The organism is Caulobacter sp. 05T431, assembly GCF_056665975.1.
Map to the genome: position 1 here is coordinate 14,110 of NZ_JBFTKU010000027.1, position 22,752 is coordinate 36,861.

30 protein-coding genes are annotated in these 22,752 nt (G+C 69.0%); 18 read left to right on the forward strand and 12 right to left on the reverse strand.

Translation table 11 applies throughout. The features are described from left to right. Window positions 1-135: 135 nt before the first annotated feature. Window positions 136-747 carry a YqgE/AlgH family protein gene (locus AC1U89_RS21260; protein ID WP_051695222.1) on the reverse strand — a complete coding sequence of 204 codons (612 nt, stop codon included), beginning with the start codon at window positions 745-747 and terminating at the stop codon, window positions 136-138. Window positions 748-871: 124 nt separating this feature from the next. Between AC1U89_RS21260 and AC1U89_RS21265 the strand changes: the two genes are divergently transcribed. Then, a complete protein-coding gene (locus tag AC1U89_RS21265; RefSeq protein ID WP_479901628.1) occupies window positions 872-1,354 on the forward strand; it encodes a redoxin family protein in 483 nt (160 codons plus the stop codon). A gap of 187 nt (window positions 1,355-1,541) precedes the next feature. On the opposite strand, the gene AC1U89_RS21270 is transcribed toward AC1U89_RS21265, so the two are convergent. Continuing rightward, a complete protein-coding gene (locus AC1U89_RS21270) occupies window positions 1,542-3,287 on the reverse strand; it encodes an acyl-CoA dehydrogenase (protein WP_479901629.1) in 1,746 nt (581 codons plus the stop codon). A gap of 173 nt (window positions 3,288-3,460) precedes the next feature. On the opposite strand from AC1U89_RS21270, the gene AC1U89_RS21275 reads away from it, so the two are divergent. The 4 genes from AC1U89_RS21275 to AC1U89_RS21290 all read left to right on the forward strand — a co-directional run bounded on the left by AC1U89_RS21275 (window position 3,461) and on the right by AC1U89_RS21290 (window position 6,729). Next, on the forward strand, window positions 3,461-4,081 hold the full coding sequence (locus tag AC1U89_RS21275; protein WP_479901630.1) for a YceI family protein: 621 nt from the start codon (window positions 3,461-3,463) through the stop codon (window positions 4,079-4,081). Between the two features lie 93 nt (window positions 4,082-4,174). Then, complete coding sequence (locus AC1U89_RS21280) at window positions 4,175-5,497, forward strand: YceI family protein (protein WP_479901631.1); 1,323 nt, start codon at window positions 4,175-4,177, stop codon at window positions 5,495-5,497. Then, the gene (locus tag AC1U89_RS21285) at window positions 5,428-6,405 is read left to right on the forward strand and encodes an L-threonylcarbamoyladenylate synthase (RefSeq protein WP_479901632.1); all 978 of its coding nucleotides are present in this window, start codon (window positions 5,428-5,430) and stop codon (window positions 6,403-6,405) included. Before AC1U89_RS21280 ends, AC1U89_RS21285 begins: the two co-directional genes overlap by 70 nt. Before the next feature lie 6 nt (window positions 6,406-6,411). Continuing rightward, window positions 6,412-6,729 carry a 1-deoxy-D-xylulose-5-phosphate synthase gene (locus AC1U89_RS21290; protein WP_479901633.1) on the forward strand — a complete coding sequence of 106 codons (318 nt, stop codon included), beginning with the start codon at window positions 6,412-6,414 and terminating at the stop codon, window positions 6,727-6,729. On the opposite strand, the gene AC1U89_RS21295 is transcribed toward AC1U89_RS21290, so the two are convergent. Both AC1U89_RS21295 and AC1U89_RS21300 read right to left on the reverse strand, forming a co-directional pair. After that, complete coding sequence (locus tag AC1U89_RS21295) at window positions 6,726-7,118, reverse strand: type II toxin-antitoxin system VapC family toxin (protein ID WP_479901634.1); 393 nt, start codon at window positions 7,116-7,118, stop codon at window positions 6,726-6,728. The two genes, AC1U89_RS21290 and AC1U89_RS21295, sit on opposite strands and share 4 nt — an antisense overlap. Then, window positions 7,115-7,396 carry a type II toxin-antitoxin system VapB family antitoxin gene (locus tag AC1U89_RS21300; RefSeq protein ID WP_479901635.1) on the reverse strand — a complete coding sequence of 94 codons (282 nt, stop codon included), beginning with the start codon at window positions 7,394-7,396 and terminating at the stop codon, window positions 7,115-7,117. The genes AC1U89_RS21295 and AC1U89_RS21300 overlap by 4 nt, the downstream gene beginning before the upstream one ends. 66 nt (window positions 7,397-7,462) lie before the next feature. Here AC1U89_RS21300 and AC1U89_RS21305 point away from each other — a divergent pair, with 66 nt between their 5' ends. Beyond that, on the forward strand, window positions 7,463-8,872 hold the full coding sequence (locus tag AC1U89_RS21305) for an FAD-binding oxidoreductase (protein ID WP_479901636.1): 1,410 nt from the start codon (window positions 7,463-7,465) through the stop codon (window positions 8,870-8,872). Here the strand turns inward: AC1U89_RS21305 and AC1U89_RS21310 are convergent. From AC1U89_RS21310 to AC1U89_RS21320, 3 genes are all read right to left on the reverse strand, one after another. After that, window positions 8,869-9,210, reverse strand: a complete 342-nt coding sequence (locus AC1U89_RS21310) for a hypothetical protein (protein ID WP_479901637.1) — start codon at window positions 9,208-9,210, stop codon at window positions 8,869-8,871. The genes AC1U89_RS21305 and AC1U89_RS21310 overlap by 4 nt on opposite strands. 63 nt (window positions 9,211-9,273) lie before the next feature. Further along, window positions 9,274-9,570, reverse strand: coding sequence for a transcriptional regulator (locus AC1U89_RS21315; RefSeq protein ID WP_479901638.1), 297 nt, complete (start codon window positions 9,568-9,570; stop codon window positions 9,274-9,276). Beyond that, complete coding sequence (locus tag AC1U89_RS21320) at window positions 9,567-10,022, reverse strand: hypothetical protein (RefSeq protein ID WP_479901639.1); 456 nt, start codon at window positions 10,020-10,022, stop codon at window positions 9,567-9,569. The genes AC1U89_RS21315 and AC1U89_RS21320 overlap by 4 nt, the downstream gene beginning before the upstream one ends. A gap of 152 nt (window positions 10,023-10,174) precedes the next feature. On the opposite strand from AC1U89_RS21320, the gene yaaA reads away from it, so the two are divergent. From yaaA to AC1U89_RS21340, 4 genes are all read left to right on the forward strand, one after another. Next, on the forward strand, window positions 10,175-10,942 hold the full coding sequence (yaaA, locus tag AC1U89_RS21325) for a peroxide stress protein YaaA (protein ID WP_479901640.1): 768 nt from the start codon (window positions 10,175-10,177) through the stop codon (window positions 10,940-10,942). A 97-nt stretch (window positions 10,943-11,039) separates the two neighbouring features. Beyond that, the gene (locus AC1U89_RS21330) at window positions 11,040-11,837 is read left to right on the forward strand and encodes a 3-hydroxybutyrate dehydrogenase (RefSeq protein ID WP_479901641.1); all 798 of its coding nucleotides are present in this window, start codon (window positions 11,040-11,042) and stop codon (window positions 11,835-11,837) included. Between the two features lie 106 nt (window positions 11,838-11,943). Then, window positions 11,944-13,005, forward strand: coding sequence for a patatin-like phospholipase family protein (locus AC1U89_RS21335; protein WP_479901642.1), 1,062 nt, complete (start codon window positions 11,944-11,946; stop codon window positions 13,003-13,005). A 135-nt stretch (window positions 13,006-13,140) separates the two neighbouring features. Beyond that, window positions 13,141-13,599 carry an NUDIX hydrolase gene (locus AC1U89_RS21340; protein ID WP_479901643.1) on the forward strand — a complete coding sequence of 153 codons (459 nt, stop codon included), beginning with the start codon at window positions 13,141-13,143 and terminating at the stop codon, window positions 13,597-13,599. Between the two features lie 13 nt (window positions 13,600-13,612). Here the strand turns inward: AC1U89_RS21340 and AC1U89_RS21345 are convergent, their stop codons facing one another. After that, entirely contained in the window at window positions 13,613-13,888 is a 276-nt protein-coding gene (locus AC1U89_RS21345) for an ASCH domain-containing protein (RefSeq protein WP_479901644.1), read from the reverse strand. Window positions 13,889-13,968: 80 nt separating this feature from the next. Here AC1U89_RS21345 and AC1U89_RS21350 point away from each other — a divergent pair, with 80 nt between their 5' ends. From AC1U89_RS21350 to AC1U89_RS21365, 4 genes are all read left to right on the forward strand, one after another. Further along, window positions 13,969-14,508 (forward strand): DUF1993 domain-containing protein, encoded by a 540-nt coding sequence (locus AC1U89_RS21350; protein ID WP_479901645.1) that lies wholly within the window; start codon window positions 13,969-13,971, stop codon window positions 14,506-14,508. Window positions 14,509-14,641: 133 nt separating this feature from the next. Continuing rightward, entirely contained in the window at window positions 14,642-15,424 is a 783-nt protein-coding gene (locus tag AC1U89_RS21355) for an SDR family NAD(P)-dependent oxidoreductase (protein ID WP_479901646.1), read from the forward strand. A gap of 139 nt (window positions 15,425-15,563) precedes the next feature. Continuing rightward, window positions 15,564-15,701: a hypothetical protein gene (locus AC1U89_RS21360; protein ID WP_479901647.1), complete on the forward strand. Its 138-nt coding sequence runs from the start codon at window positions 15,564-15,566 to the stop codon at window positions 15,699-15,701. Between the two features lie 334 nt (window positions 15,702-16,035). Next, the gene (locus AC1U89_RS21365; RefSeq protein WP_479901648.1) at window positions 16,036-17,004 is read left to right on the forward strand and encodes an NAD(P)H-dependent flavin oxidoreductase; all 969 of its coding nucleotides are present in this window, start codon (window positions 16,036-16,038) and stop codon (window positions 17,002-17,004) included. A 140-nt stretch (window positions 17,005-17,144) separates the two neighbouring features. On the opposite strand, the gene AC1U89_RS21370 is transcribed toward AC1U89_RS21365, so the two are convergent. Beyond that, window positions 17,145-17,897, reverse strand: a complete 753-nt coding sequence (locus AC1U89_RS21370; RefSeq protein WP_479901649.1) for a Crp/Fnr family transcriptional regulator — start codon at window positions 17,895-17,897, stop codon at window positions 17,145-17,147. 142 nt (window positions 17,898-18,039) lie between these two features. Between AC1U89_RS21370 and AC1U89_RS21375 the strand changes: the two genes are divergently transcribed. Beyond that, entirely contained in the window at window positions 18,040-18,588 is a 549-nt protein-coding gene (locus tag AC1U89_RS21375) for a hypothetical protein (RefSeq protein ID WP_479901650.1), read from the forward strand. A 35-nt stretch (window positions 18,589-18,623) separates the two neighbouring features. Here the strand turns inward: AC1U89_RS21375 and AC1U89_RS21380 are convergent, their stop codons facing one another. Then, window positions 18,624-18,833, reverse strand: a complete 210-nt coding sequence (locus tag AC1U89_RS21380; RefSeq protein WP_479901651.1) for a hypothetical protein — start codon at window positions 18,831-18,833, stop codon at window positions 18,624-18,626. A gap of 159 nt (window positions 18,834-18,992) precedes the next feature. Between AC1U89_RS21380 and AC1U89_RS21385 the strand changes: the two genes are divergently transcribed. From AC1U89_RS21385 to AC1U89_RS21395, 3 genes are read left to right on the forward strand one after another with little or no spacing between them, the layout of a single operon-like run. Then, window positions 18,993-19,418 carry a TIGR02301 family protein gene (locus AC1U89_RS21385; RefSeq protein ID WP_479901652.1) on the forward strand — a complete coding sequence of 142 codons (426 nt, stop codon included), beginning with the start codon at window positions 18,993-18,995 and terminating at the stop codon, window positions 19,416-19,418. A 48-nt stretch (window positions 19,419-19,466) separates the two neighbouring features. Further along, window positions 19,467-20,426, forward strand: coding sequence for an SPFH domain-containing protein (locus AC1U89_RS21390; protein ID WP_479901686.1), 960 nt, complete (start codon window positions 19,467-19,469; stop codon window positions 20,424-20,426). Window positions 20,427-20,430: 4 nt separating this feature from the next. Continuing rightward, window positions 20,431-20,883, forward strand: coding sequence for an NfeD family protein (locus AC1U89_RS21395; RefSeq protein ID WP_479901653.1), 453 nt, complete (start codon window positions 20,431-20,433; stop codon window positions 20,881-20,883). A 185-nt stretch (window positions 20,884-21,068) separates the two neighbouring features. Here AC1U89_RS21395 and AC1U89_RS21400 read toward each other — a convergent pair whose 3' ends face one another. Both AC1U89_RS21400 and AC1U89_RS21405 read right to left on the reverse strand, forming a co-directional pair. Further along, window positions 21,069-21,830, reverse strand: coding sequence for an ABC transporter permease (locus tag AC1U89_RS21400; RefSeq protein WP_479901654.1), 762 nt, complete (start codon window positions 21,828-21,830; stop codon window positions 21,069-21,071). Beyond that, the gene (locus AC1U89_RS21405) at window positions 21,827-22,750 is read right to left on the reverse strand and encodes an ABC transporter ATP-binding protein (protein WP_479901655.1); all 924 of its coding nucleotides are present in this window, start codon (window positions 22,748-22,750) and stop codon (window positions 21,827-21,829) included. Before AC1U89_RS21405 ends, AC1U89_RS21400 begins: the two co-directional genes overlap by 4 nt. Between the last annotated feature and the right edge of the window lie 2 nt (window positions 22,751-22,752).

A 22,752-nucleotide genomic window follows, 5' to 3' on the forward strand; every position in this document is an offset into this window, starting at 1 on the left:
GCGCGCGCGAGCCGGGTCCCCCAATGACGGCTTGAAAAGCAACAGCGTGACTATGGCGGAGTATACCCGCTCCCGCTGGTCAGTATAATAAGGTGAATTACTGGTTTTTGGCCCGTCGTCGTCTTGACGAAGTACTCAAGCTCTACCCGCTTGGGAGGACAGGTGATCAGCGGTGATTCCGATCTTGGCCAGGGCCATGGTCCATTTGTTGTCGTAGTCGTCACCGAAGAGTAGCGCTTCGTCGGCGTCGCAGATCAGCCAGACGTTATCCCGCAGTTCCTGCTCCAACTGGCCGGGACCCCAGCCCGAATAGCCCAGGGCCAGTATGGCGTGGCGCGGGCGGCGGACCTTGCTGCCCAGGGCGTCCAGGGCGTCGCGGGTCACGGTCAGGGCCAGGCCGTCGGCCACCGGCACGGTGGAGTCGGGCGAGACGTAGTCGTCGGTGTGCAGCACGAAGCCGCGCTCGCGCTCGACCGGGCCGCCCAGCATCACCAGGTCCCCGCCGGTCTCGATCTCGGGGGCGACCCCCAGATTGTTGAGCAGCTCGAACAGGGTCAGGCCCTCGACCGGGCGGTTGACCGCCAGGCCCATGGCCTGCTCGGCGTCATGGGCGCAGACATAGAGCACGGCGCGCTCGAAACGCGGATCCTCGATGCCGGGCATGGCCACCAGCATCTGGCCGGCCAGGAAGCCGGCGCCGTTCCCCGATTTGTCCTTGCCTGGGTGAGCCTCGCGAGACGTGTCCATGATCAGAGGATCGGTTCGGAACGCGTCGGTTTCAAGTCCAACCTGCCCTTGGCGATCGGTCTCGGCGCCTTTATCTCGGTTGCGCGCTTTCAACGAACACCCAAGACACTCAGGGACACCGCACATGACGATCAAGGTTGGCGACAAGCTTCCTTCGGCGACTTTCATGACCAGCACGGCCGAGGGCCCGGCTCCGGTCACGACCGACGACCTGTTCAAGGGCAAGACGGTGGCCCTGTTCGCGGTGCCGGGCGCCTTCACCCCGACCTGCTCGGCCAAGCACCTGCCGGGCTTCAAGGAGCACGCGGCCGAGCTGAAGGCGAAGGGCGTCGACACGATCGCCTGCGTCTCGGTCAACGACCTGTTCGTGATGAAGGCCTGGGGCGCCGACCAGGGCATCACCGACGAGGTGCTGCTGCTGGCCGACGGCAACGGCGAGTTCACCAAGGCCATCGGCCTGGACTTTGACGGCAGCAAGTTCGGCATGGGCCTGCGCTCGCAGCGCTATTCGCTGATCGCCAAGGACGGCGTGGTCCAGAGCCTGAACGTGGAAGAGGCCGGCGAATTCAAGGTCTCGTCGGCGGACTACCTGCTGGGCCAGCTGTAGGGCTTTCGGGCCTTGAAATGAGAAGGGCGGCTCCTCGCGGAGCCGCCCTTTTTCTTTGCGGCGAACACTTGCCCCCTACGGACCGCTTCGCGGTCGTCTTCCCCCAGAGGGGGAAGAGGGCGCCGAGCTTCCGTCCTCCGCCCCCTATGGGGGCGGACAGACGGCGAAGCCGCCAGGTGGGGGCAAGTCAGTGTGCGCCCAGCATCTCCGGCGTGACGCTCTCGAGATCCGCCCCGCCGCCCGTCACCGCCGCGGCCTGCCCCGGCACGCCGGCCAGCACGTTCTCGCCATAGACCCGGGCCAGGGTCAGCCGCAGGCCTTGCGGCTCGGCCAGCGCCCCCTTGGCCAGCATCCAGCCGCCGACTGTGTCGCCCAGCAGCTTCAGATAGGCGGTGGCGCCCGACAGGGCGTCGGGCATGGCCTTGGCCCGGCGTTCGACCAGCCAGACGGTGGCCGAGCCCACCGCGTCCAGGGCCGCCTTGAAGCGCAGGGCGAAGCCGCCCAGGTCGCCGCCGGTCGCCTCGAGGGCCTCCTGGGTGTCGCGCATGTCGTCCATCAGGTCGGCGATCGCCTGGCCTTCGCCGAGACCCAGCTTGCGGCCGATCAGGTCGATGGCCTGGATGCCGTTGGCGCCCTCGTAGATCGGGGCGATGCGGGCGTCGCGATAGTGCTGGGCCGCGCCGGTCTCCTCGATGAAGCCCATGCCGCCGTGCACCTGCACGCCCTGCGAGGCCACCTCGACGCCGACGTCGGTGGACCAGGCCTTGGCGATCGGGGTCAGCAGTTCCTCGCGCAGCTTGGCGGTCGTCCGCTCGGCCTCGTCGGCGGAATGGGCGGCCAGGTCGGCGGCCACGGCGGTCGACAGGCAGATGCCGCGCGCCGCCTCGATCTTGGCCTTCATCAGCACCAGGGTCTTGCGGATGTCGGGATGGTCATAGAGCCGCGAGGGATAGGCCCCGGTCCAGGCCGAGCGGCCCTGGGTGCGCTCCAGCGAGAAGTCCAGGGCCTGCTGATAGGCCCGCTCGGCGATGGCGGTGCCCTGCGCGCCGACCTGCAGGCGAGCGGCGTTCATCATCGTGAACATGTGGGCCAGGCCCGCACCCAGCTGGCCGACCAGCTCGGCCTTGGCGCCCTCGTACAGCATCACGCAGGTGGGCGAGCCGTGGATGCCCAGCTTGTGCTCCAGCCCGCCGACCCGCAGGTCGTTGTGCGCGCCCAGGGCCCCGTCCTCGGCGACCATCACCTTGGGGGCCAGGAACAGCGAGATGCCCTTCACGCCCGGAGGGGCGTCGGGCGTGCGGGCCAGCACCAGGTGCAGGATGTTGTCGGCGGCGTCGTGGTCGCCCCAGGTGATGAAGATCTTCTGGCCCGACAGGGTGTAGCCGCCGTTGCCGTCCGGGGTGGCCATGGTGGTCAGGGCGGCCAGGTCCGAGCCGGCCTGGGGCTCGGTGAGGTTCATGGTCCCGGTCCATTCGCCGGAGACCAGCTTGGGCAGGTAGAGGGCCTTCTGGCGGTCGGAGCCGTGATGGGCCAGGGCCTCGATGGCGCCCAGGCTCAGCATCGGGCACAGGCCGAACGCCATGTTGGCCGCCTGGACCATCTCCAGCACCGCCACCTCCAGGGTCTTGGGCAGGCCCTGGCCGCCGTGCTCGGGCGCGGCCGCCAGACCCGTCCAGCCGTCCTGGGCGAAGCGGCGATAGGCGTCGGCGAAGCCGGGGGCGCTGCGCACCACGCCGTTCTCCAGCTTGGCCCCGACCAGGTCGCCGGCCCGGTTCAGCGGGGCCAGCACCTCGCTGGCGAACACGCCGGCCGCCTCCAGCACGGCCTCCACCGTGTCGGCGTCGGCCTCCGGGAAGGCGGCGGCCAGGCGGTCGAAACCGGCCACGTGCTTGAGGGCGAAGGCGAGGTCGCGGACGGGCGCGCGGTAGGTCATGGGACAGGTCCGATCGGGCGGAAACTCAGGTGAACTTCGTTTAGATGCTGGGGCGCGCGGTGCAAAGGCGAACCGATCACGGCTTCGTGAAGCGCGGTCCCTTCATCCTCGGGTCAAGCTTCCTAAGTTGGGGGTTCAGCAACTGCTGCAATTACAGTTTGGAGACTGTCCCCATGAACCGCCGCTTCGCCTCAGCCCTTCTGGCCGGCGCCCTTCTGGCCGCGCCGCTCGCCGTTATTCCGGCCGTCGCCTCGGCCCAGACCGCCGTCACCGACCCGGCCCAGGCCCCGGCCGGGACCTGGACGGTCGACAAGCGCCACACCAGCGTGACCATGAAGGTCCGCCACTTCGGCGCCTCGAAGTACACCTTCCGCTTCGGCCAAGGCGCGGTGGACGCGTCCTACGACTACAATCCGGCCAAGCCGCTGGACACCAAGGTCTCGGTGACCATCGACGCCGCCGCCGTCGACACCGGCCTGCCGGACTTCAACAAGGAGATCGGCACGGACCCGAAGTTCTTCAACGCGGCCCAGTACCCCAAGATCACCTTCGTCTCGACCAAGGTCGAACCGGGCAAGCTGACCGGCGACCTGACCTTCCGGGGCGTGACCAAGCCGGTGACCCTGGACGTGGTCTATGACGGCTACGCCAAGACCCCGTTCGGCTCGCAGATCATGGGCTTCTCGGCCACCGGCAAGATCAAGCGCTCGGACTTCGGCTTCACCCACCTGGTGCCGATGGTCAGCGACGACGTCGACCTGCTGATCGAGATCGAGTTCAATCCGAAGAAGTAAGGCGCGAGGCCGGGCGTGAGCTTGGCCTTGGAAACGACATGGGTCCGGGCCCTGATCCGGACCCGGACTTAGAAGCTTGAGACGAGGACGACCATGACCGCCGAAGCGCCTATCGAGACCGCCTCGGCGGCGGGTCGTCCTCCTCGCTCCCGCTACACCAGCGTTGCGATCCTCCTGCACTGGCTGATCGCCGCCGCCATCATCTTCCAGATCATCCTGGGCTGGCGGATGGGCGACGAGCCCAAGGGGCCGGCCACCTACGCCATCTTCCAGCTGCACAAGTCGATCGGCATCACCATCCTGCTGCTCAGCCTGGCGCGCCTGGCCTGGCGGCTGTTCCACAAGCCGCCGCCGCATCCGGTGAACCAGCCGCGCTGGGAGACGATCGCCTCGCAGGTCGTTCATGTGGCGTTCTACGTGATCATGATCGGCCTGCCGATCACCGGCTGGATCATGGTGTCGGCCAGCAAGCTGAACATCCCGACCCTGCTCTACGGGACCATCCCCTGGCCGCACATCCCGGGCCTGCCCGAGCTGGCCGCCGGTCCCAAGCACGCCTGGCACGAGGCCGGCGAGGTCGGCCACGGCCTGCTGGTCAAGTTGACCTACGGCCTGCTGGCCCTGCACCTGGGCGCGGTGGCCAAGCACCAGATCCTCGACCGCGACGAGGTGCTGGGCCACATGGCGCCGGGCGCCCGTCCGGGCTGGCTGGAGCCGCGGGCCTGGTTGGCGGCGCTCGGGCTGATMGCCGTGGTCGCGGCAGGCTACGCCTACAAGCCGGCGGTCAAGCACGCCGCTCCGGCCGCCCCTGCGGCGGAAGCGCCGGCCGCGGCCCCGGCCCCGGAAGCCTCCGCCGCCGCGCCCGCTCCGGCCTCGCCGGAAGCGGCCGCCCCGGCCGCGCCCGACACCGCCCTGAAGGATCCGGTCGCCTGGACCGTGGCCAAGGGCTCGACCCTGTCGTTCTCGGCCACCTGGGCCGGCGACGCCATCGAGGGCCAGTTCAAGCGCTGGACCGCCGACATCCTGTTCTCGCCGGAAGCCCTGGACCGCTCGAAGCTGACGGTCAGCATCGACATGACCTCGGCCGCCACCGGCGACGACCAGCGCGACCAGAGCCTGCCCAGCGACGACTTCTTCGCCGCCGCGACCCATCCGAAGGCGACCTTCACGGCCGGCAAGTTCCGCAAGACGGGCGAGGGCAAGTTCGTCGCCGACGGGACCCTGGACCTGCGCGGTGTCAAGAAGCCGGTCAGCCTGCCCTTCACCCTGAAGATCGACGGCGACACGGCCACGGCGCGCGGTGTAACCACCCTGGACCGGACGGCGTTCGGGGTTGGACAGGGCGAATGGGCGTCTACGGATCAGATCGGCGGCAAGGTGAAGGTCAGCTTCGCCATCACGGCCAAGAAGAAGTAGCAGCCGCCGCGCGGGCCCTCCGCGACGGGGGGCTCGTGCTGCTGCCCACCGAGACCGTCTACGGCCTGGGCGCCGACGCCTCCAATCCCACGGCCGTGGCCGCGATCTTCGAGGCCAAGGGCCGGCCGCGTTTCAACCCGCTGATCGCCCACGTCCACGACGTCGAGACCGCCGCCCGCATCGCCGCCTTCGACGACCGCGCTCGGGCCCTCGCCGCCGCCTTCTGGCCCGGCCCCCTGACCATCGTCGCTCCGGTGCGCGACACGGCCGCCGTCTGCGACCTGGCCCGCGCGGGGCTCGACACCGTGGCCATCCGGGTGCCCGGCCATCCGCTGTCGCGCGCCGTGCTGGAAGCCTTCGGCGGGCCCGTGGTGGCGCCCTCGGCCAACCGCTCGGGCCGGCCCAGCCCCACCACCTTCGAAGACGCCTTCGCCGAGACCGGCGACAAGACCGCCGCCGCCCTGGACGGCGGCCCCTGCCAGGTGGGGCTGGAGTCGACGGTCGTCGCCGTGCTGGACGGCCCCGTCCGTCTGCTGCGCCCCGGCGCGGTGACCCGCGCCCAGCTCGAGGCGGTGGTTGGCCCGCTGGCCGAGGCCGACAACGACGCCAAGCGCTCGCCCGGCCGCCTGGCCCTGCACTACGCCCCCGACGCCCCGGTGCGGATCGAGGCGACGGCGCCGGCCCAGGGCGAGGCGTTCCTGGCGTTCGGGGCATGGCCGGACGGGGAGGGGGTGTTCAACCTCAGTCCGTCGGGCGACCTGGCCGAGGCGGCGGCGAACCTGTTCGCCTTCCTCCGCGCCGCCGACCGCATGAAACCCGCCGGCATCGCCGTCGCGCCGATCCCCGACGAAGGCCTGGGCGAGGCCATCAACGACCGCCTGAGACGGGCGGCCGGGTTCGTGGGATAAGGGCGGATGAAATTCCGCATCATGTACCTGGAAGACAAGTCCAAGGGCCTCAACGGTCCGGCGCGGATCGGGCGCGTCAGGGTCTCCAAGACCGGCGAGACGCTGTACTACGCGGGCCGTACGTTCCAGGCGCTGCGCAATTCGGGCCTGAAGGCCAATTTCAGCGACAGCGAAACCGGTCAGCCCTTCTGGATCGCCAAGGCCCGCAAGGGCGGCGACGACCGCCTCTACAAGGGCGCGGGCGAGCCGCCGACGATCGACGAGGACGTCCGCGAGGAATACTGGCGCGACGTTCGCGGCGTGCCCGATCCGGCGGCGGGCTAGACGTCCAGCGCCGACCTGACGTCGGTCAGCGGAAAGTCGTCGCCCTTGTAGAGCAGCGGCGCGTCCAGTTGCTTGGCCAGGGCGTAGGCGAAGCAGTCGGCGAGGTTGAGCTTCGCGGGGTGATAGCGCCGGCCATAGACGAGGTAGGCTCCAAGCGCGACAGTGGAGAGGTTCTCGTCCGGCGTGACCTTCACGCCCAGTCGTTCCAGCCAGGTGTCCAGATCGTCCTGGGTCGCGACACGTCCCCGCCCGATCAGGATCAACCCGGTTTCGACGTAGTTCACCGCCGAGATACAGGATGCGGTGCGTTCCAGAACTTCAAGGAAGCGGTCAGCTTCGGGTTCTTCGTCACCGATGGCGACCAACGCCGAAGCGTCGACCACGATCACTGAGCGTCATCCACGTCCGTAACGCCCGGGATTTCCCAGAGCGCGTCAAAGTCAGCCTTGGTGACGTTGAGCTTGATCTTGTCGAGACCGGCCTTGCGCCGAAACTCCGCTGTCGCCGCGCGCATGCTCTCCAAGGTCCGAGGTGGCGGCGCAGGCGCTTCTCGCTCCAGCGCTTCGCGCGCCAGAGCGTCGATCACACCCGTGATCGTCTGACCCCGCCGCGCTGCGATCTCGCGCACGGCCTTTTCGGTCTCGGGGTTCTTGATGAAGATGCCCATGACGGCCTCCGGTATATACCGAGTATATACTATGCCCCGGCCGCTCGGAAGCGTATCCTCCGGGCCATGACCAAGCCCGTTCCCGCCGACGTCGTTTCCCGCCTCAAGGCCGTGCTCGGCGAGGGCGGGTGGAGCCAGGACCCCGACCGGCTGGCGCCCAAGCTGAACGAGTGGCGCGGCCGCTGGTCCGGCCAGACGCCGCTGCTGGCCCTGCCGCGCACGGTGGAACAGGTGTCGGCGGTGGTCGGGATTTGCGCCGCCGAGGGCGTGGCGATCACCCCGCAGGGCGGCAACACCGGCCTGGTCGCCGGCCAGATCCCGCAGGGCGAGGTCCTGCTCTCGACCGAGAAGCTGACCGCCGTCCGCGACGTCGACGCCTTCGACGACGTGATGGTGCTGGAGGCCGGGGTCACCCTGGCCAAGGCCCACGAGGTCGCCCTGTCGGTCAACCGCCGCTTCCCGCTGAGCCTGGCCTCGGAGGGCTCGTGCACCATTGGCGGCCTGGCCTCGACCAACGCSGGCGGCACGGCGGTGCTGCGCTACGGCGTGATGCGCGAGCAGATCCTGGGCATCGAGGCGGTGCTGCCCAACGGCGAGGTCTGGAACGGCCTGAAGCGCCTGCGCAAGGACAACACCGGTTATGACCTCAAGCACCTGCTGATCGGGGCCGAGGGCACGCTGGGGATCATCACCGCCGCCAGCCTCAAGCTCTATCCGCTGCTGGCTTCGCGGTGCGTGGCGATCGCCGCCGTGGCCACGCCGCACGACGCCATCGCCCTGCTGGCCAAGGCCAAGGACGAGACCGGCGGCGCCGTCGAGGCCTTCGAGCTGATGGGCCGCTTGGGTGTCGCTTTCGCGCTTAAGAACATACCGGGCCTGCGCGAGCCCCTGGAGGCCGCGCACCCCTGGTACGTGCTGATCGAGACCGCCTCGGGCGAGCCCGGCGCGGCCGAGGCGGCCATGGAGCGGCTGCTGGCCGGGGCGCTGGAGACCGGCCTGATCCAGGACGCCGCGATCGCCCAGACCGAAACCCAGGCCCACGCCTTCTGGGCGGTGCGCGAGAACCAGTCCGGCGGCCAGAAGCCCGAGGGCGCGGCCTGGAAGCACGACGTCTCGGTGCCGGTCTCCAAGGTGGCCGACTTCATCGACCAGGCCACGGCGGCGGTCGAGGCGTTGTCGCCCGGCGTGCGGGTGGTGGCGTTCGGCCATGTCGGCGACGGCAACGTGCACTACGACGTGTTGCGGGCCGACGGGGCGGCCGACGATCCGCACGACGCCCTGCGCGACGAAGGCGCTCGGGTGGTCCACGACATCGTCGCGAGCATGAACGGCTCGATCAGCGCCGAGCACGGCCTGGGGGCGATGAAGTCGGTCGAGGCCCTGCGTTACAAGAGCCCGGTCGAGATCGAGGCCCTGCGCGCCGTCCGCAACGCGCTGGACCCTAAGCGGATCATGAACCCGCGGGTGCTGTTCTAGGCTTCGGTCCGGGCCTCATCCTCGCGGCGCTGGGCGGCCTGGAGCCGGGCCCGTCGCACGCTGACGCAGATGAACATCGAGACCAGGGCGCCCACGGGGAACGAGGCCTTGTAGAAGCCGGCCTGCTGGCCGGTGCCCAGGATGTTGATCGCCGCCGGCACGAAGCCCCAGACGCCGTCCGAGGCCCGCATCCAGAAGGCGCCGACCCCGATGAAGCACAGCACCGCCCAGGCGATGCGCCACTTCAGGCCCGGGGTGCGCAGCACCAGGAACAGGCCCACGAACATCACCAGCGGCGAGATCAGGGCGGCCAGGAGGCCGAGGGTTTGGGGCGACATGCGGTTCCACCGGAAAACGAGGCGCGCAACCTCGTCGAGCGCGCCTCGAAAGTCCAGTCTCGGCTAGAGCCCGTCCACCCCGGCCATCATCGCCTTCAGGGCCGCCAGATGGCCCTTCAACGCCTTGCGTCCGGCGGCGGTCAGGCTGATCCAGGTGCGGACGCGGCCGTCCAGGGGCGTCTTGCGCACCGAGACATAGGCGGCCTCCTCCAGGGTCTTGATGTGCTTGCTCAGCACCGACTCGCTGACGTCCAGGGCTTCGCGGATCGTGGCGAAGTCGATGGTGTCGGCCGCCGCCAGCATGCAGCACATCTGCAGGCGGTTGGGGGCGTGGATCACCGGGTCGAGGGCGGGGCTCAAAGCGAACCGCCGTCGCGCAGGTCGCGGCGGAAGGCCGCTTCCCAGAGATAGCCGCCGATCGTCGCCACGACCGCCACCAGCGCGCCGCCCGCCCAGCCGGCCCAGGCCACGCCGTGCTCGCGCTGCAGGTAGACGCTGGCCAGCATGATCGCCGCGAAGGTCACGGCCAGGCCCACGGCCACCCAGCGGGTGCGGCCGGCGCGATAGCCGTTTATCCACAGGCCCGTGTGGCGGCGATAGGCGCGCATCAGCAGCCAGCAGCCCAGGCCGAAGACCAGGTAGTAGCCGTAGACCGCGATCAGCGGCGCGCCCTGGACGGCGACCACGCCGCCCAGCAGCAGGCCCAGCGTCCAGTGGTACCAGCCCGGCGCCACGGCCCTGCGGGCCAGTTCGGCGTTGGCGGCCTGGACCTCGGCCATCATGCGGGCCGCGTCGTCTTTTTGGAGTGTCATAAGGGTGATCTCACTTTCCATGATGGAAAGTTGCCTGTGACTTTCCAGATCGTCAAGTCAAAACTTTCCATGTTGGAAAGTCGATGAGCGAGGTTCCTTAAGCGTCCGCTCCACACTGGCGTTCCGGGGCCGTTCGGCCTATCTGCACCGCCATGCTGATGGTCATTTCTCCCGCCAAGTCGCTGGACTTCACCGCCCCCGACAAGGTGCTGCCGCTCACCACGCCCGAGCTGAAGCCCCAGATCGCCGAGCTGGCCAAGGTGACGCGCAAGCTGACGGTCGCCGACCTGCGCCGGCTGATGCACATCTCCGAGAAGCTGGCCGAGCTGAACCGCGAGCGCTTCCAGCATTTCGACGCCGCTGTCGAGGAAGGCCTCCAGGCCGTCATCGCCTTCAACGGCGACGTCTACGCCGGCCTCAACGCGCGGGAGCTCGACCGCCCGGCCCTGGACTGGGCCCAGGACCACCTGCGCATCCTGTCGGGCCTGTACGGCGTGCTGCGGCCGCTGGACGCCCTGCAGGCCTACCGCCTGGAGATGGGCACGCGCCTGAAGACCAAGAAGGGCTCCAACCTCTACGACTTCTGGGGCGAGACGATCTCCAAGACCCTGAACGCCGCCGCCGAGGGCCACGCCGACCCGACCCTGGTGAACCTGGCCAGCCAGGAATATTTCGGCGCCGTCGACGCCAAGGCCCTGAAGCTGCCGACCGTGACCTGCCACTTCAAGGAAGAGAAGGGCAACACGCTGCGGGTCCTGGGTTTCTTCGCCAAGAAGGCCCGCGGCCGCATGGCCCGCTTCGCCATCGACAACCGCATCGACAAGGCCGCCGACCTCAAGGCCTTCGACCTGGACGGCTACAGGTTCCGCGCCGACCTCTCCACGCCGGCCGACTGGGTTTTCGCTCGCCTCCAGCCCTGAATTCATCTACCGATGAATTTATAAGGGCTCGCTCATCGCAACAGCGAGCTATATGCTGCGTTGCAGCAAATTTGGCAGGATTGTCAGGGAGCTCGCGATGGCCGTGGATTTCGGTTTGCAGGGGCAGGTCGCCATCGTGACCGGCTCGACCAGCGGCATCGGTCGCGCCCTGGCCGACGCCCTGGCGGCGCAGGGCGTCAACATCGTCCTGAACGGCCTGGGCGAGATGACGGCCATCGAGAAGACCCGCGCCGAGCTGGCCGAGAAGCACGGGGTCGAGGTGCTGTACCACGGCGCCGACATGACCAAGCCCGACCAGATCGCCGACATGGTCAAGGCCGCCAAGGCCGAGTTCGGCGAACTGGACATCCTGGTCAACAACGCCGGCGTCCAGCACGTGGCCCCGATCGAGGACTTCCCGATCGACCAGTGGGACCTGATCATCGCCATCAACCTGTCGTCGGCCTTCCACGCCACGCGGGCCGCGATCCCGATCATGAAGGAGCAGGGGCGCGGGCGGATCGTCAACATCGCCTCGGCCCACGGCCTGGTCGCCTCGCCGTTCAAGGCCGCCTATGTCGCCGCCAAGCACGGCATCCTGGGCCTGACCAAGACCGCCGCCCTGGAGCTGGCCACCTTCGGCGTCACCTGCAACGCCATCTGCCCGGGCTTCGTGAAGACCCCGCTGGTCGAGGCCCAGATCGTCGACCAGGCCAAGGCCCGGGGGATCTCGGAAGAAGCGGTGATGAAGGACGTGATCCTGGCCGCCCAGCCGACCAAGCAATTCGTCACCTTCGACCAGCTGAACGGCATCCTGCTGTACCTGGTGTCCGACGCCGGCGCCTCGGCCAACGGCGCGTCCTTCAGCGTCGACGGCGGCTGGACGGCGCAGTAGTCCCAGCCGGGGACATGCCCTTGGGCGTGTCCCCAAGCCTTGGCTCGGCGCTTTCTGATGGGGACACGCCGCGAGGGCATGTCCCCGATCGTATGACGGAGTCCGCATGCCCATCGGTCCGTTCAAGAAGAAGCCTTCCGGCCCCAAGCCCATCAGCCTGGCCCTGCAGGGCGGCGGTTCGCACGGGGCGTTCGAGTGGGGGGTGCTGGACCGCCTGCTCGAGGAGGAGGACCTCGACATCCTGGCGGTGACCGCCGCCTCGGCCGGGGCGATGAACGCCGTCTGCCTGGCCCAGGGCCTGATCGACGGCGGCCGCGACGGGGCCAAGGCGCGGCTGGAGCGGTTCTGGAAGCAGGTCAACCGCAACGGCGGTCGCAACGTGTTCGGCGACACCAGCATCTGGACCAGCGCCTTCGCCGGCGGGGCCGACTGGATCAAGAACAGCCCCGGCTGGCGGCTGGCCGAGACCTTCGCCCTGTCGATGAGCCCCTATGAGTTCAACCCGTTCAACCTGAACCCTCTGCACGACGCCCTGGAAGGCGAGATCGACTTCAAGGCCCTACGCGAACGCTCGCCGATCAAGCTGTACATCGCGGCCACCCAGGTGCGCACCAGCAAGGCCAAGGTGTTCCGCGAGACCGAGCTGACCGCCCGCCACATCATGGCCAGCGCCTGCCTGCCCCAGGTGTTCCAGGCGGTGGAGATCGACGGCGAGCCCTATTGGGACGGCGGCTTTCTCGCGAATCCGCCCCTGTGGCCGCTGTTCTACGACGACACGCCCGACGACATCCTGCTGGTCAGCCTCAACCCGTTCGTCCGCGAGGAGACGCCCAAGACCCCGGGCGAGATCATGGACCGGCTGAACGAGATCACCTTCAACGCCGCCCTGGCCAGCGAGCTGCGGGCCATCGGCTTCGTACGCAAGCTGCTGGACGAGGGCCTGCTGAAGGACACCGCCCGCGGCCGCTACCGGCGGATGCTGATGCACGCCATCACCGCCGACAAGGCCCTGGCCGACCTGTCGCTGGGCAGCAAGTTCGACACCGAATGGAGCTTCCTGACCGACCTGCGCGAACGCGGGCGCAAGGCGGCCGACGACTGGCTGGGCCATTGCCTGACCCAGGTGGGGGTCAGCTCGAGCTTCGATCCGAAGGACGGGGTTCCGTAGCGGGGCCGGGGACATGCCCGCGCGGCGTGTCCCCAAGTCCTGGCGCGGCGTTTGCTGATGGGGACACGCCACAAGGGCATGTCCCCGGGCGGAGAGGTCTTCCACCCGACCCGCCCGGGGCGTATCTGACCCCGCATGGTTTCCGCTTCCGCCGTCCAACCCGCCGCGTCCGCCGCCGAATATCCCGTCCCCACCGTCGGCGTGATCTGCCTGCGCGGCGACCAGGTGCTGCTGATCAAGCGCGGCACCCCGCCGCGCCTGGGCCAATGGAGCCTGCCCGGCGGACGTCTGGAGCGCGGCGAGACCACGGTCGTGGCGGCCCTGCGCGAGCTGGCCGAGGAGACCGGGGTGCGGGCGCAGTTGCTGGGCCTGGTCGACGTGGTCGACGGCCTGTTCACCTCGCGCACCACCGGTGAAACGACGCGGCACTATGTGATGATCGACTACGCCGCCCGGTGGGTCAGCGGCGAACCCGTGGCCGGCGACGACGCGGCCGAGGCGCGGTTCGTGTCGCTGGACGAGGCGCTGGCCATGGTCGAGTGGGACGTGACGCGCGAGGTGATCGCCGAGACGTTCGCGCGGTTCGGCGGCTAGCGCCCGCGGAGCGTCACGCCTCGTATTCGAACTCCACCAGATAGACGTTCTGGCCCGGGCCGTGCTTGGCCACTTTCAGAAGATCGACCACGCCCTGGAAGCCGGAACGGCGCGCTAGGGCCGGGGTGATGTCGTCCAGGCCGATCTGGCGGATGGCGGTCACGTGGATCGCGCCCGGCCCCAGCGGATAGCGGCCGCCGGCCTTCACGCGGGGGCTCTGCCAGATGCGGACGCTGCAGGTGATCTCGCCCCGCATGACGGGTTCCCGCAGCCGCTTGGTGAACATCATCGGATAACCCCCATGAGGCGCCKAACGCTGGCGTTCGTCCCGCGCTGACGCCATGTTCCTCGAAAAGAGGAAGCCCCGCCATGACTCTCCACACCCTGGCCATCCCGACCTTCACTCAGATGCTGCGCAACCTGTCGGGCCAGCTCGACAAGGGCGAGGCGTTCGCCGCCGCCCAAGGCCTCCAGCCGGCCGACCTGATCGACGCGAGGCTGGCGCCCGACATGTTCCCGCTGTCGGACCAGGTGCGGTTCACCTGCCACCAGGCCCGCCAGACGGTCGCGCGCCTGACCGGCAAGACGCCGCCCGACCTGGCCGACGTCGAGCCCGGCTTCGCGGCGCTGAAGGCGCTGATCGCCGCGACGGTCGATGGCTTGGCGGCGACGCCCGAGAGCGCCTTCGACGGGGCCGCCGAGCGGGCGATCGAGCTGGTCATGCCCAACGGCATCGTCTTCGACATGACCGGCGAGCAGTTCCTGCGCGACTGGGCCTTGCCGCAGTTCTATTTCCACCTGGTCACCGCCTACGACATCCTGCGCCACAAGGGCGTGGCCCTGGGCAAGCCGGACTATGTGGCCCACGTGCTGCCGTACATCCGCCCGGGGACGATGCCGGGGCGGTAGGTCCGTTCCTCTTCCCCCTCTGGGGGAAGACGACCGCGAAGCGGTCCGTAGGGGGCAAGTGTTCGCTGCGGAAGCCTTGACGTTCAGCCCCACACCCGCTCCTCTCAAACAAACGTTCGGGAGCGAAACGCGCATGGCCTACAAACCCTTCGACCTGACCGGCCGCACGGCCCTGGTCACCGGCGGCAATCGCGGCATCGGCCTGGGCATGGCCACGGCCCTGGCCCAGGCCGGGGCCGACATCGTCATCTGGGGCAGCAACGCCGAGCGCAACCAGGCCGCCGAGGCCGAGCTCCTCAAGTACGGGACCCGGGTCAAGGCCCAGGTGGTCGACGTCAGCCAGGAGGACCAGGTCCGCGAGGGCATGGAGGAGGCCGTGGCCGCCCTGGGCCGGGTCGACAGCGTCTTCGCCAACGCCGGGGTCGGCTACGGCGCGCCCAGCTTCGTGGAGATGAAGACCGAGGTCTATCGCAAGACCCTGGCGGTCAATCTGGACGGGGTGTTCTTCACCTTCCGCGAGGCCTGCCGGCACATGGTGGAGCGGGCCAAGGGCGGCGACCCGGGCGGCTCGATCGTCGGCATCGCCTCGCTGGCCGCCATCGAGGGCGCGGCCCGCAACGAGGCCTATGCCGCCACCAAGGGGGCGGTGATCTCGATGATGAAGTCGGTCGCCGTCGAGCACGCCCGCTGGGGCGTGCGGGCCAACGCCATCCTGCCCGGCTGGATCGCCACCGACATGACCCAGGGCGCCCAGGACAACCCGGCCTTCGCCGAGAAGGTGATCCCGCGCGTGCCCGCCCGCCGCTGGGGCCAGCCCGCCGACTTCGGCGGCGTGGCCGTCTACCTGGCCTCGGATGCTTCGAGCTACCACTCGGGCGACACCTTCGTGATCGACGGGGCCTATTCGATCTTCTGATCACGGTGCGAAAACTGGACGGCTGGGTCCACGAAATCCCGTTATAAATAAGGGACTTGCGGAACCTCCGGGCCGGTGAGAAGCTTTCCCTGTCGACAGCCCGGGCGAAAGATCCGGGCGTCGCCAGAGGAAACGAGAGATGACCCCGCAAGACATCGTGGGCCTGACGCCGCCGCGCGGCATGCTGGCCCTGATCGCGATGATCCTGACCTCGATGGCGGCCTGCTTCTGGACGTCGGAAGCCKAGGCGCAGCCGGACGTCCTGCGGCGGAATTAGGCGACCTGGCCCCCTCTCTCTTTGAGAGAGGGAGGGGCCCACGCCAAAGGCGTGGGAGGGTGAGTGGTTTCACCCTCCGCCGGAAATTCCCCGTGCTTTCCGTCGCGCTTCTTGGAGGCGTCAGGCTCGCTCCCAACAGGACTTCGCTCCCGAACCGTCTTCGTTTGAATCCGGTTCTGAGAGCTCGTAACCACTCACCCTCCCACCGCTTCGCGGCGGGCCCCTCCCTCTCTCTAAGAGAGAGGGGGTCATTCCCTCGCGGCACGCTTTGCGCCCTCTGAAACAGCGCCCATCCTCCCCCGAAAGGCGGCGAACAAGCCCGGGAGGAGACCCCATGACCCTGCACACCCCGCTGTGCGACCTGCTCGGCGTCGAGCATCCGATCCTGCTGGCCGGCATGGGCGGGGTCTCGTACGCCCAGCTCGCGGCGGCCGTGTCCAACGCCGGGGGCTATGGCGTGCTGGGCATGGCCGGCACCAGTCCGGATTTCATCCGCCTGCAGATGGCCCAGGTCCGCGACCTGACCGACAAGCCGTTCGGCGTCGACCTGCTGGCCGCCACGCCCGACGCCCTGACCGCCTCGGTCGACGCGATCATCGAGGGCGGGGCCTCGTCCTTCGTCGCCGGCCTGGGCGTGCCCCTGCCGATCATCGAGAAGCTGAAGGGGGCGGGGCTGAAGGTCATGGTCGTCTGCGGGGCCGTGAAGCACGCGGTGAAGGCCCAGCAGGCCGGCTGCGACGCGGTGATCTGCCAGGGCGGCGAGGGCGGCGGGCATACGGGCCTGGTGGGCGCCCTGGCGCTGATCCCCCAGGCCGTGGACGCCGTCGACATCCCGGTGGTGGCGGCCGGCGGGCTGTTCGATGGGCGCGGCCTGGCCGCGGCCCTGGCCCTGGGCGCCCAGGGCGTCTGGATGGGCACCCGCTTCATCGCCTCGACCGAAGCTCATGCGGGCGACCTCTATCGCCAGGCGGTGGTCGAGGCGTCCGACGAGGACACCGTCCGCACCCGGTCCTATTCGGGCAAGCCGATGCGGGTGCGCAAGAACGCCTGGGTCGAGGACTGGGAGTCCCGCCCCGCCGACATCCTGCCCTTCCCGCAGCAGGCCATCGCCTCGATCCAGGCCGGGGCCATGGGCGGCATCGGCGGTCAGATCGAGGGCCTGGACCCGGACCGGTCGTGCTTCGCCATGGGCCAGAGCGCGGGAGGCGTACGCGAGGTGCTGCCGGCGGAGGAGATCGTGCGGCGGATCATGGCGGAGGCGGAGGCGGCGATTGGGCGGACAGCGGCGTTAGTGGCTCACTGACTTGCCCCCACCTGACCGCTACGCGGTCTGTCCGCCCCCATAGGGGGCGAATGCCGCGAGCGCGGCGCCCATCTTCCCCCTGTGGGGGAAGACGATCGCGAAGCGATCCGTAGGGGGCAAGTACTAGCCGCCGAAAACCCTCAGGTCTTCACCTCGGGTAGCATCCGCTGGAAGTGCGCCTCGACCTGGGCATGGCACTCGCAGGCCCGCCGCTCCAGCCTCGGCTGGTCCAGGATCTCGATCCGCCCGCGCCCCGTGCGGATCAGCCCTTCATCCTGCAGCGCCTTGGCCACGGCCGTGACCGTCGTCCGCTGGACGCCCAGCATGTCGGCCAGGGTCTCCTGGGTCAGGCGGATGGTGGCGTCGTTGGCGCGGTCGTGCGTCGACAGCAGCCAGCGGCACATGCGCTGGTCGATGCTGTGCAGGGCGTTGCAGGCCGAGGACTGCATCATCTGGGCCAGCAGCACGTCGGCGTAGCGGGCGAACAGGTCGGCCAGGGCCGGAGAGCGCAGCTTGGCCTCCTCCAGCCGGTTGGTGGGGATGCCCAGGGCGGCGCCCGGGATGCGGACCACGGCGCGGCCGTAGGCGGGCTTGAAGCCGGCGCTGACGATGCCGCCGACCGCGCCCTCGCGGCCGATCGAGGCGACCYCGATCTCGTCGCCGTCGCGGGTGACCACCAGCAGCGAGGCCATGGTCGAATAGCAGGGCAGGACCGTCGTCACGACGTCCTCGCCGGCGTCGAACAGGGTCTGGCCGACGGACAGGGTCATCGGCGTCAGATACGGCGCCAGCAGCGCCAGGTCATGGGGGCGCAGGGCGGCCAGCAGGCGGTTGCCCGCGCAGCCCGGCGGGGGGATCGTATTCGCGACAGCCATTTCGGCGGTGTCGGCCATGGTCGCCTCCTGGAGGCCAGTCAAGCTCGTTGAGACGATAGCGCGCGACGGGGCGATCAGTTTCCTGTCGACGCCGGCCGGGTTCCGAGTCACCGTCCGGCGCAGCTTGGTTAACCCAGGGCTCTTGGGGGGGAGAGACGACATGCGGGACCGCGCCGTCATCCGGCATCGCCTCAGCCAGTACAGCGCTCTGTGGCTGGGCGGCTTCCTGCTGGTGCTGATCATCGCCGCCGGAGGCAGCCTGGTGGCGGGGCTGGACCTGGTGGACGTGGCCGACTGGGTGCTGCCCACCGCCTTCGTCCTGCTGGGCGCGGCCATGGCCTACGGGGTCGGCGCCACGGCGCTGTCGCGGGCCGGCCTGGCGACCAAGAGCCTGGTCACGGCCCTGGGCCTGCTGCTGGTGCTGCCGCTCTTGTGGGCCCCGGTCCTGGCGGTGCTGGTCGTGGCGGCCATCGGCGGGGCGGTGATCGAATATTCCACCGCCTATGCCGGCTTCCGGATCGCCGTCAGCCAGATCATCTACCCGCTGGTCTCGCTGTTCACCGAAAGCCCGCTGGCCACTGCGGTGTGGGCGATGTTCCAGGTCGTGGCCTCGGTGATCGGCTTCGTGGCCTCGGTGGTGCAGGTGCTGAAAGCCGTGCGGGGCTTCCTGTACGGCGGCGACGACGGCGGGGACGTGGAGGCGGCCTGAGGGGAAGGGCGAAATCAGAAAACGGAAAGCCGAAATCAGCTCAGCAAGGTCGGCTGGTGCAGCTGGCCGGTGTCGTCCTGCAGGTGCATGCGGACCGGCAGGCCTACGCCGGTGACCTGTTCGGCCAGGCGGCGGGCGGCGGTCTCGGCCTGGCGGCGGGTGGCGTAGGCGCCCACGCGCAACTGGTCGCCGATGATGGCCCAGGTTTCTCCGACGCGAACCAYGCCGTAATGCACTTCAGCCATATCGGCCTCCCTGCGCGTGTTGTTCCCCACGTTATCCACAGGGTCGCTCCGATCCGTGGCCATCGCAAGGCCTGTTCGAGTCTTTTTGTGCATCCGCACGGTTCGCGTGAGGCGCGCGGAACCGTGACAACGGCGCGGCCAGCGGAGATAGTGCCGTCCATGAAACGCCTGCCGCTCAACGCCTTGCTCGCCTGCGCCGTCCTGTTCGGGGGCGGGGCCGCCGTCGCCCAGGATCGGGGTCCGACCGAGCGGCAGTCCCTGCTGGACCTGGCCTTCACCCTGGGCGAAAGCCACGCCCTGCGGCAGGTCTGCGAGGGCGGTGGCGACCAGTACTGGCGCTCGCGCATGGTCCGGCTGACCGAGGTTGAGAAGGCCGACCAGGCCTTCGACGCCCAGCTGCGCGAACGGTTCAACACCGGCTTCGCCGCCCGCCAGGGCCAGTTCCCGCAGTGCGACGACGCCAGCCGCCAAGCCGAGCAGCAGGTCGCCCGCAAGGGTCAGGCCCTGGCCGCCAAGCTGTCCCAGTCGATGGTGACCCGCGCCGCGCCCGATCAAGCGGCGCCGGATTCCGTGGCGGAGAACTGAGCCAGGCGCTAGGCTGCCTTCCAATGGTTGTGGGAGGCTTTTGAAGTGCTGTCTTATCTGGTTCCGCTGGTGCTCGTGGCGCTGGCGATCTTCCTGGTCGTGAACGTCATCAAGATCGTGCCCCAGGGGCGCKAGTTCACCGTCGAGCGGTTCGGCCGCTACACCCGCACGCTCAAGCCCGGCATCAGCATCCTGACCCCGTTCATGGAGAGCATCGGCCGGCGGGTGAACATGATGGAGCAGGTGCTGGACGTGCCCCAGCAGGAGGTCATCACCAAGGACAACGTCTCGGTGAAGGTCGACGCCATCGTCTTCATCCAGGTGATGGACGCCTCGCAGGCCGCCTATCGGGTCGACAACCTGATGTACGCCATCACCCAGCTGGCCCAGACCAACCTGCGTACCGTGGTCGGCTCGATGGAGCTGGACGAGGTGCTCAGCCAGCGCGACCAGATCAACACCCGGCTGCTGTCGACCATCGACCACGCCACCGGCCCCTGGGGCGTGAAGGTGGCGCGGATCGAGATCAAGGACCTGACGCCGCCGTCCGACATCACCAACGCCATGGCCCGCCAGATGAAGGCCGAGCGCGAGCGCCGCGCTGTGATCACCGAGGCCGAGGGCGAAAAGCAGTCGCAGATCGCCCGCGCCGAAGGCCAGAAGCAGTCGGCCATCCTGCAGGCCGAGGGCCGCCGCGAAGCCGCCTTCCGCGACGCCGAGGCCCGCGAACGTGAAGCCGAGGCCGAGGCCAAGGCGACGGCCTTCGTGTCGGAAGCCATCTCCAAGGGCGACGTCAACGCCATCAACTACTTCATCGCCCAGAAGTACGTCGAAGCCTTCGGCGACCTGGCCCGCTCGCCCAACGCCAAGACGGTGATCGTGCCGGCCGATTTCGCGGGCCTGACCGGCACCGTGGCCGGCGTCGCCGAGCTGGTGAAGACCCTGGGCGGCAGCGACGGCGGCGGGGCGCGTCCGGCCGTGCCGCCGACGCCCAAGCGCGGAGGCTGACGCCATGCACGGCCTGATGGAGTTCTATGCCGGCCATCCGTTCTGGGTCTGGCTGGCGGTCGCGGCCGTGTTCCTGGCGGTCGAGGTGGCCACCGGCACCGGCTGGCTGCTGTGGCCGGCCGCCAGCGCCCTGCTGGTGGGCCTGCTGACCCTGGCGGTCCAGCCCGGCTTGCCGGTCGAGCTGGGCCTGTTCGCGGCCCTGACCATCGCCACCACCTACCTGGCCCGGCGCTTCCTGCGGCCGGTGCTGGACGCCGGCAATCCCGACCTCAACGACCCGTCGCTGCGCCTGGTCGGCCGCGACGGCGAGGCCCTGGACGGCTTCGCCAACGGCAAGGGCCGGGTGTTCGTCGACGGCAAGGAATGGGCCGCCGTGGCGCCTGAAGGCGTGGAGCCCGCGGCGGGTCAGAAGGTGCAGGTCGTGGCCGTCGAGGGCGCGGTGCTGACGGTGCGGTGACCCGTATCCCTCTCCCATAGGGAGAGGGAGGGACCCATGCGAAGCATGGGAGGGTGAGGGGTTAAAACGCCAGACGGCGCGCCGGCAGGGCGTTCGTGCGAAATAAGTGAGGGTGTAACCCCTCACCCTCCCACCGCTGCGCGGCGGGCCCCGCCCTCTCCCTCTGGGAGAGGGTTCTTTTAGGCCTAGACCTTCAGCCGGTACCCGGTCTTGAACACCGCCCACACCGCCGTCAGGCAGGCGGCCAGGAAGCACAGGGTGGCGCCGAAGCTGACGATGGGGTTCAGGTCCGACACGCCGTAGAAGCTCCAGCGGAAGCCGCTGACCAGATAGACCACCGGGTTGAACAGGGTGATCTTCTGCCAGATCGGCGGCAGCATGCTGATCGAATAGAAGCTGCCGCCCAGGAAGGTCAGCGGCGTGACCACCAGCATCGGCACGATCTGCAGCTTCTGGAAGTCCGTCGCCCAGACCCCGATCACGAAGCCGAACAGGCTGAACGTCACCGCCGTCAGCACCAGGAAACCCAGCATCCAGAACGGGTGGGCGATCTCGTAGGGCACGAAGACCCGGGCCGTGGCCAGGATCAGCAGGCCCAGGCACACCGACTTGGTCGCCGCCGCGCCCACATAGCCGATCACCGTCTCGATCCACGACACGGGGGCCGAGAGCAGTTCGTAGATCGTGCCGGCCCACTTGGGCATGTAGATGCCGAACGAGGCGTTGGAGATGCTCTCGCCCAGCAGCGACAGCATGACCAGGCCGGGGATGATGAAGGCCGCGTAGCTGACTCCGTCGATGGCCTGCATGCGCGAGCCGATCGCCGAGCCGAACACCACGAAATAGAGGCTGGTCGACAGCACCGGCGAGATCACGCTCTGGGCCAGGGTGCGGAACCAGCGGGCCATCTCGAAGCGGTAGATGGACTGGATGGCGTGGATGTTCATTTCGCGTCCCTCACCAGGCTGACGAAGATCTCTTCCAGCGAGGATTGGCTGGTGTGCAGGTCCTTGAAGTCGACGCCTTCCTCCGAAAGCCGGCGCAGCAGGCCGGCGATGCCGGTCTCCTCGGCCTGGGCGTCGAAGGTGTAGATCAGCTCGTGGCCGTCGGCGGCCAGCTCCAGGGCGTAGTCCGACAGCTTGGCGGGCACGGCCTCCAGCGKGCTCTGCAGCTGCAGGGTCAGCTGCTTCTTGCCCAGCTTGCGCATGAGCACGTCCTTGTCCTCGACCAGGATGATCTCGCCCTTGCTGATCACCCCGATCCGGTCGGCCATCTCCTCGGCCTCCTCAATGTAGTGGGTGGTCAGGATGATGGTGACGCCGCTTTCGCGCAGCTTGCGGACCATCTCCCACATGTCCCGGCGCAGCTCGACGTCGACGCCGGCGGTGGGCTCGTCCAGGAACAGGATGGTCGGCTCATGGCTCAGGGCCTTGGCGATCATCACCCGCCGCTTCATGCCGCCCGACAGCGTCATGATCTTGGCGTCCTTCTTGTCCCACAGCGACAGGTCGCGCAGGACCTTCTCGATATGGGCGTCGTTGCGGGGCTTGCCGAACAGGCCGCGGCTGAACCGGGTGGTGGCCCAGACGGTCTCGAACGCGTCGGTGTTCAGCTCCTGGGGCACCAGGCCGATCTTGGTCCGGGCGGCGCGGTAGTCCTTGACCACGTCGTGGCCGTCGGCGGTGACCGTGCCGGTGCTGGGATTGACGATGCCGCAGATGATGCTGATCAGCGTGGTCTTGCCGGCCCCGTTGGGACCCAGCAGGGCGAAGATCTCGCCCTTCCGGATCTCGAGATCGACGGTCTTCAGGGCCTGGTGGCCCGAAGCATAGGTCTTGGTCAGACCGGAAACGGAAATGATCGCCATGG

Excerpts from the sequence above, each read along its gene's own strand:
- AC1U89_RS21260 (WP_051695222.1), bottom strand. The coding sequence starts at position 747 with ATGGACACGTCTCGCGAGGCTCACCCAGGCAAGGACAAATCGGGGAAC.
- AC1U89_RS21265 (WP_479901628.1), top strand. The coding sequence starts at position 872 with ATGACGATCAAGGTTGGCGACAAGCTTCCTTCGGCGACTTTCATGACC.
- AC1U89_RS21270 (WP_479901629.1), bottom strand. The coding sequence starts at position 3,287 with ATGACCTACCGCGCGCCCGTCCGCGACCTCGCCTTCGCCCTCAAGCAC.
- AC1U89_RS21275 (WP_479901630.1), top strand. The coding sequence starts at position 3,461 with ATGAACCGCCGCTTCGCCTCAGCCCTTCTGGCCGGCGCCCTTCTGGCC.
- AC1U89_RS21285 (WP_479901632.1), top strand. The coding sequence starts at position 5,428 with ATGGGCGTCTACGGATCAGATCGGCGGCAAGGTGAAGGTCAGCTTCGC.
- AC1U89_RS21290 (WP_479901633.1), top strand. The coding sequence starts at position 6,412 with ATGAAATTCCGCATCATGTACCTGGAAGACAAGTCCAAGGGCCTCAAC.
- AC1U89_RS21300 (WP_479901635.1), bottom strand. The coding sequence starts at position 7,396 with ATGGGCATCTTCATCAAGAACCCCGAGACCGAAAAGGCCGTGCGCGAG.
- AC1U89_RS21310 (WP_479901637.1), bottom strand. The coding sequence starts at position 9,210 with ATGTCGCCCCAAACCCTCGGCCTCCTGGCCGCCCTGATCTCGCCGCTG.
- AC1U89_RS21320 (WP_479901639.1), bottom strand. The coding sequence starts at position 10,022 with ATGACACTCCAAAAAGACGACGCGGCCCGCATGATGGCCGAGGTCCAG.
- yaaA (WP_479901640.1), top strand. The coding sequence starts at position 10,175 with ATGCTGATGGTCATTTCTCCCGCCAAGTCGCTGGACTTCACCGCCCCC.
- AC1U89_RS21330 (WP_479901641.1), top strand. The coding sequence starts at position 11,040 with ATGGCCGTGGATTTCGGTTTGCAGGGGCAGGTCGCCATCGTGACCGGC.
- AC1U89_RS21335 (WP_479901642.1), top strand. The coding sequence starts at position 11,944 with ATGCCCATCGGTCCGTTCAAGAAGAAGCCTTCCGGCCCCAAGCCCATC.
- AC1U89_RS21340 (WP_479901643.1), top strand. The coding sequence starts at position 13,141 with ATGGTTTCCGCTTCCGCCGTCCAACCCGCCGCGTCCGCCGCCGAATAT.
- AC1U89_RS21345 (WP_479901644.1), bottom strand. The coding sequence starts at position 13,888 with ATGATGTTCACCAAGCGGCTGCGGGAACCCGTCATGCGGGGCGAGATC.
- AC1U89_RS21350 (WP_479901645.1), top strand. The coding sequence starts at position 13,969 with ATGACTCTCCACACCCTGGCCATCCCGACCTTCACTCAGATGCTGCGC.
- AC1U89_RS21355 (WP_479901646.1), top strand. The coding sequence starts at position 14,642 with ATGGCCTACAAACCCTTCGACCTGACCGGCCGCACGGCCCTGGTCACC.
- AC1U89_RS21365 (WP_479901648.1), top strand. The coding sequence starts at position 16,036 with ATGACCCTGCACACCCCGCTGTGCGACCTGCTCGGCGTCGAGCATCCG.
- AC1U89_RS21375 (WP_479901650.1), top strand. The coding sequence starts at position 18,040 with ATGCGGGACCGCGCCGTCATCCGGCATCGCCTCAGCCAGTACAGCGCT.
- AC1U89_RS21385 (WP_479901652.1), top strand. The coding sequence starts at position 18,993 with ATGAAACGCCTGCCGCTCAACGCCTTGCTCGCCTGCGCCGTCCTGTTC.
- AC1U89_RS21395 (WP_479901653.1), top strand. The coding sequence starts at position 20,431 with ATGCACGGCCTGATGGAGTTCTATGCCGGCCATCCGTTCTGGGTCTGG.
- AC1U89_RS21400 (WP_479901654.1), bottom strand. The coding sequence starts at position 21,830 with ATGAACATCCACGCCATCCAGTCCATCTACCGCTTCGAGATGGCCCGC.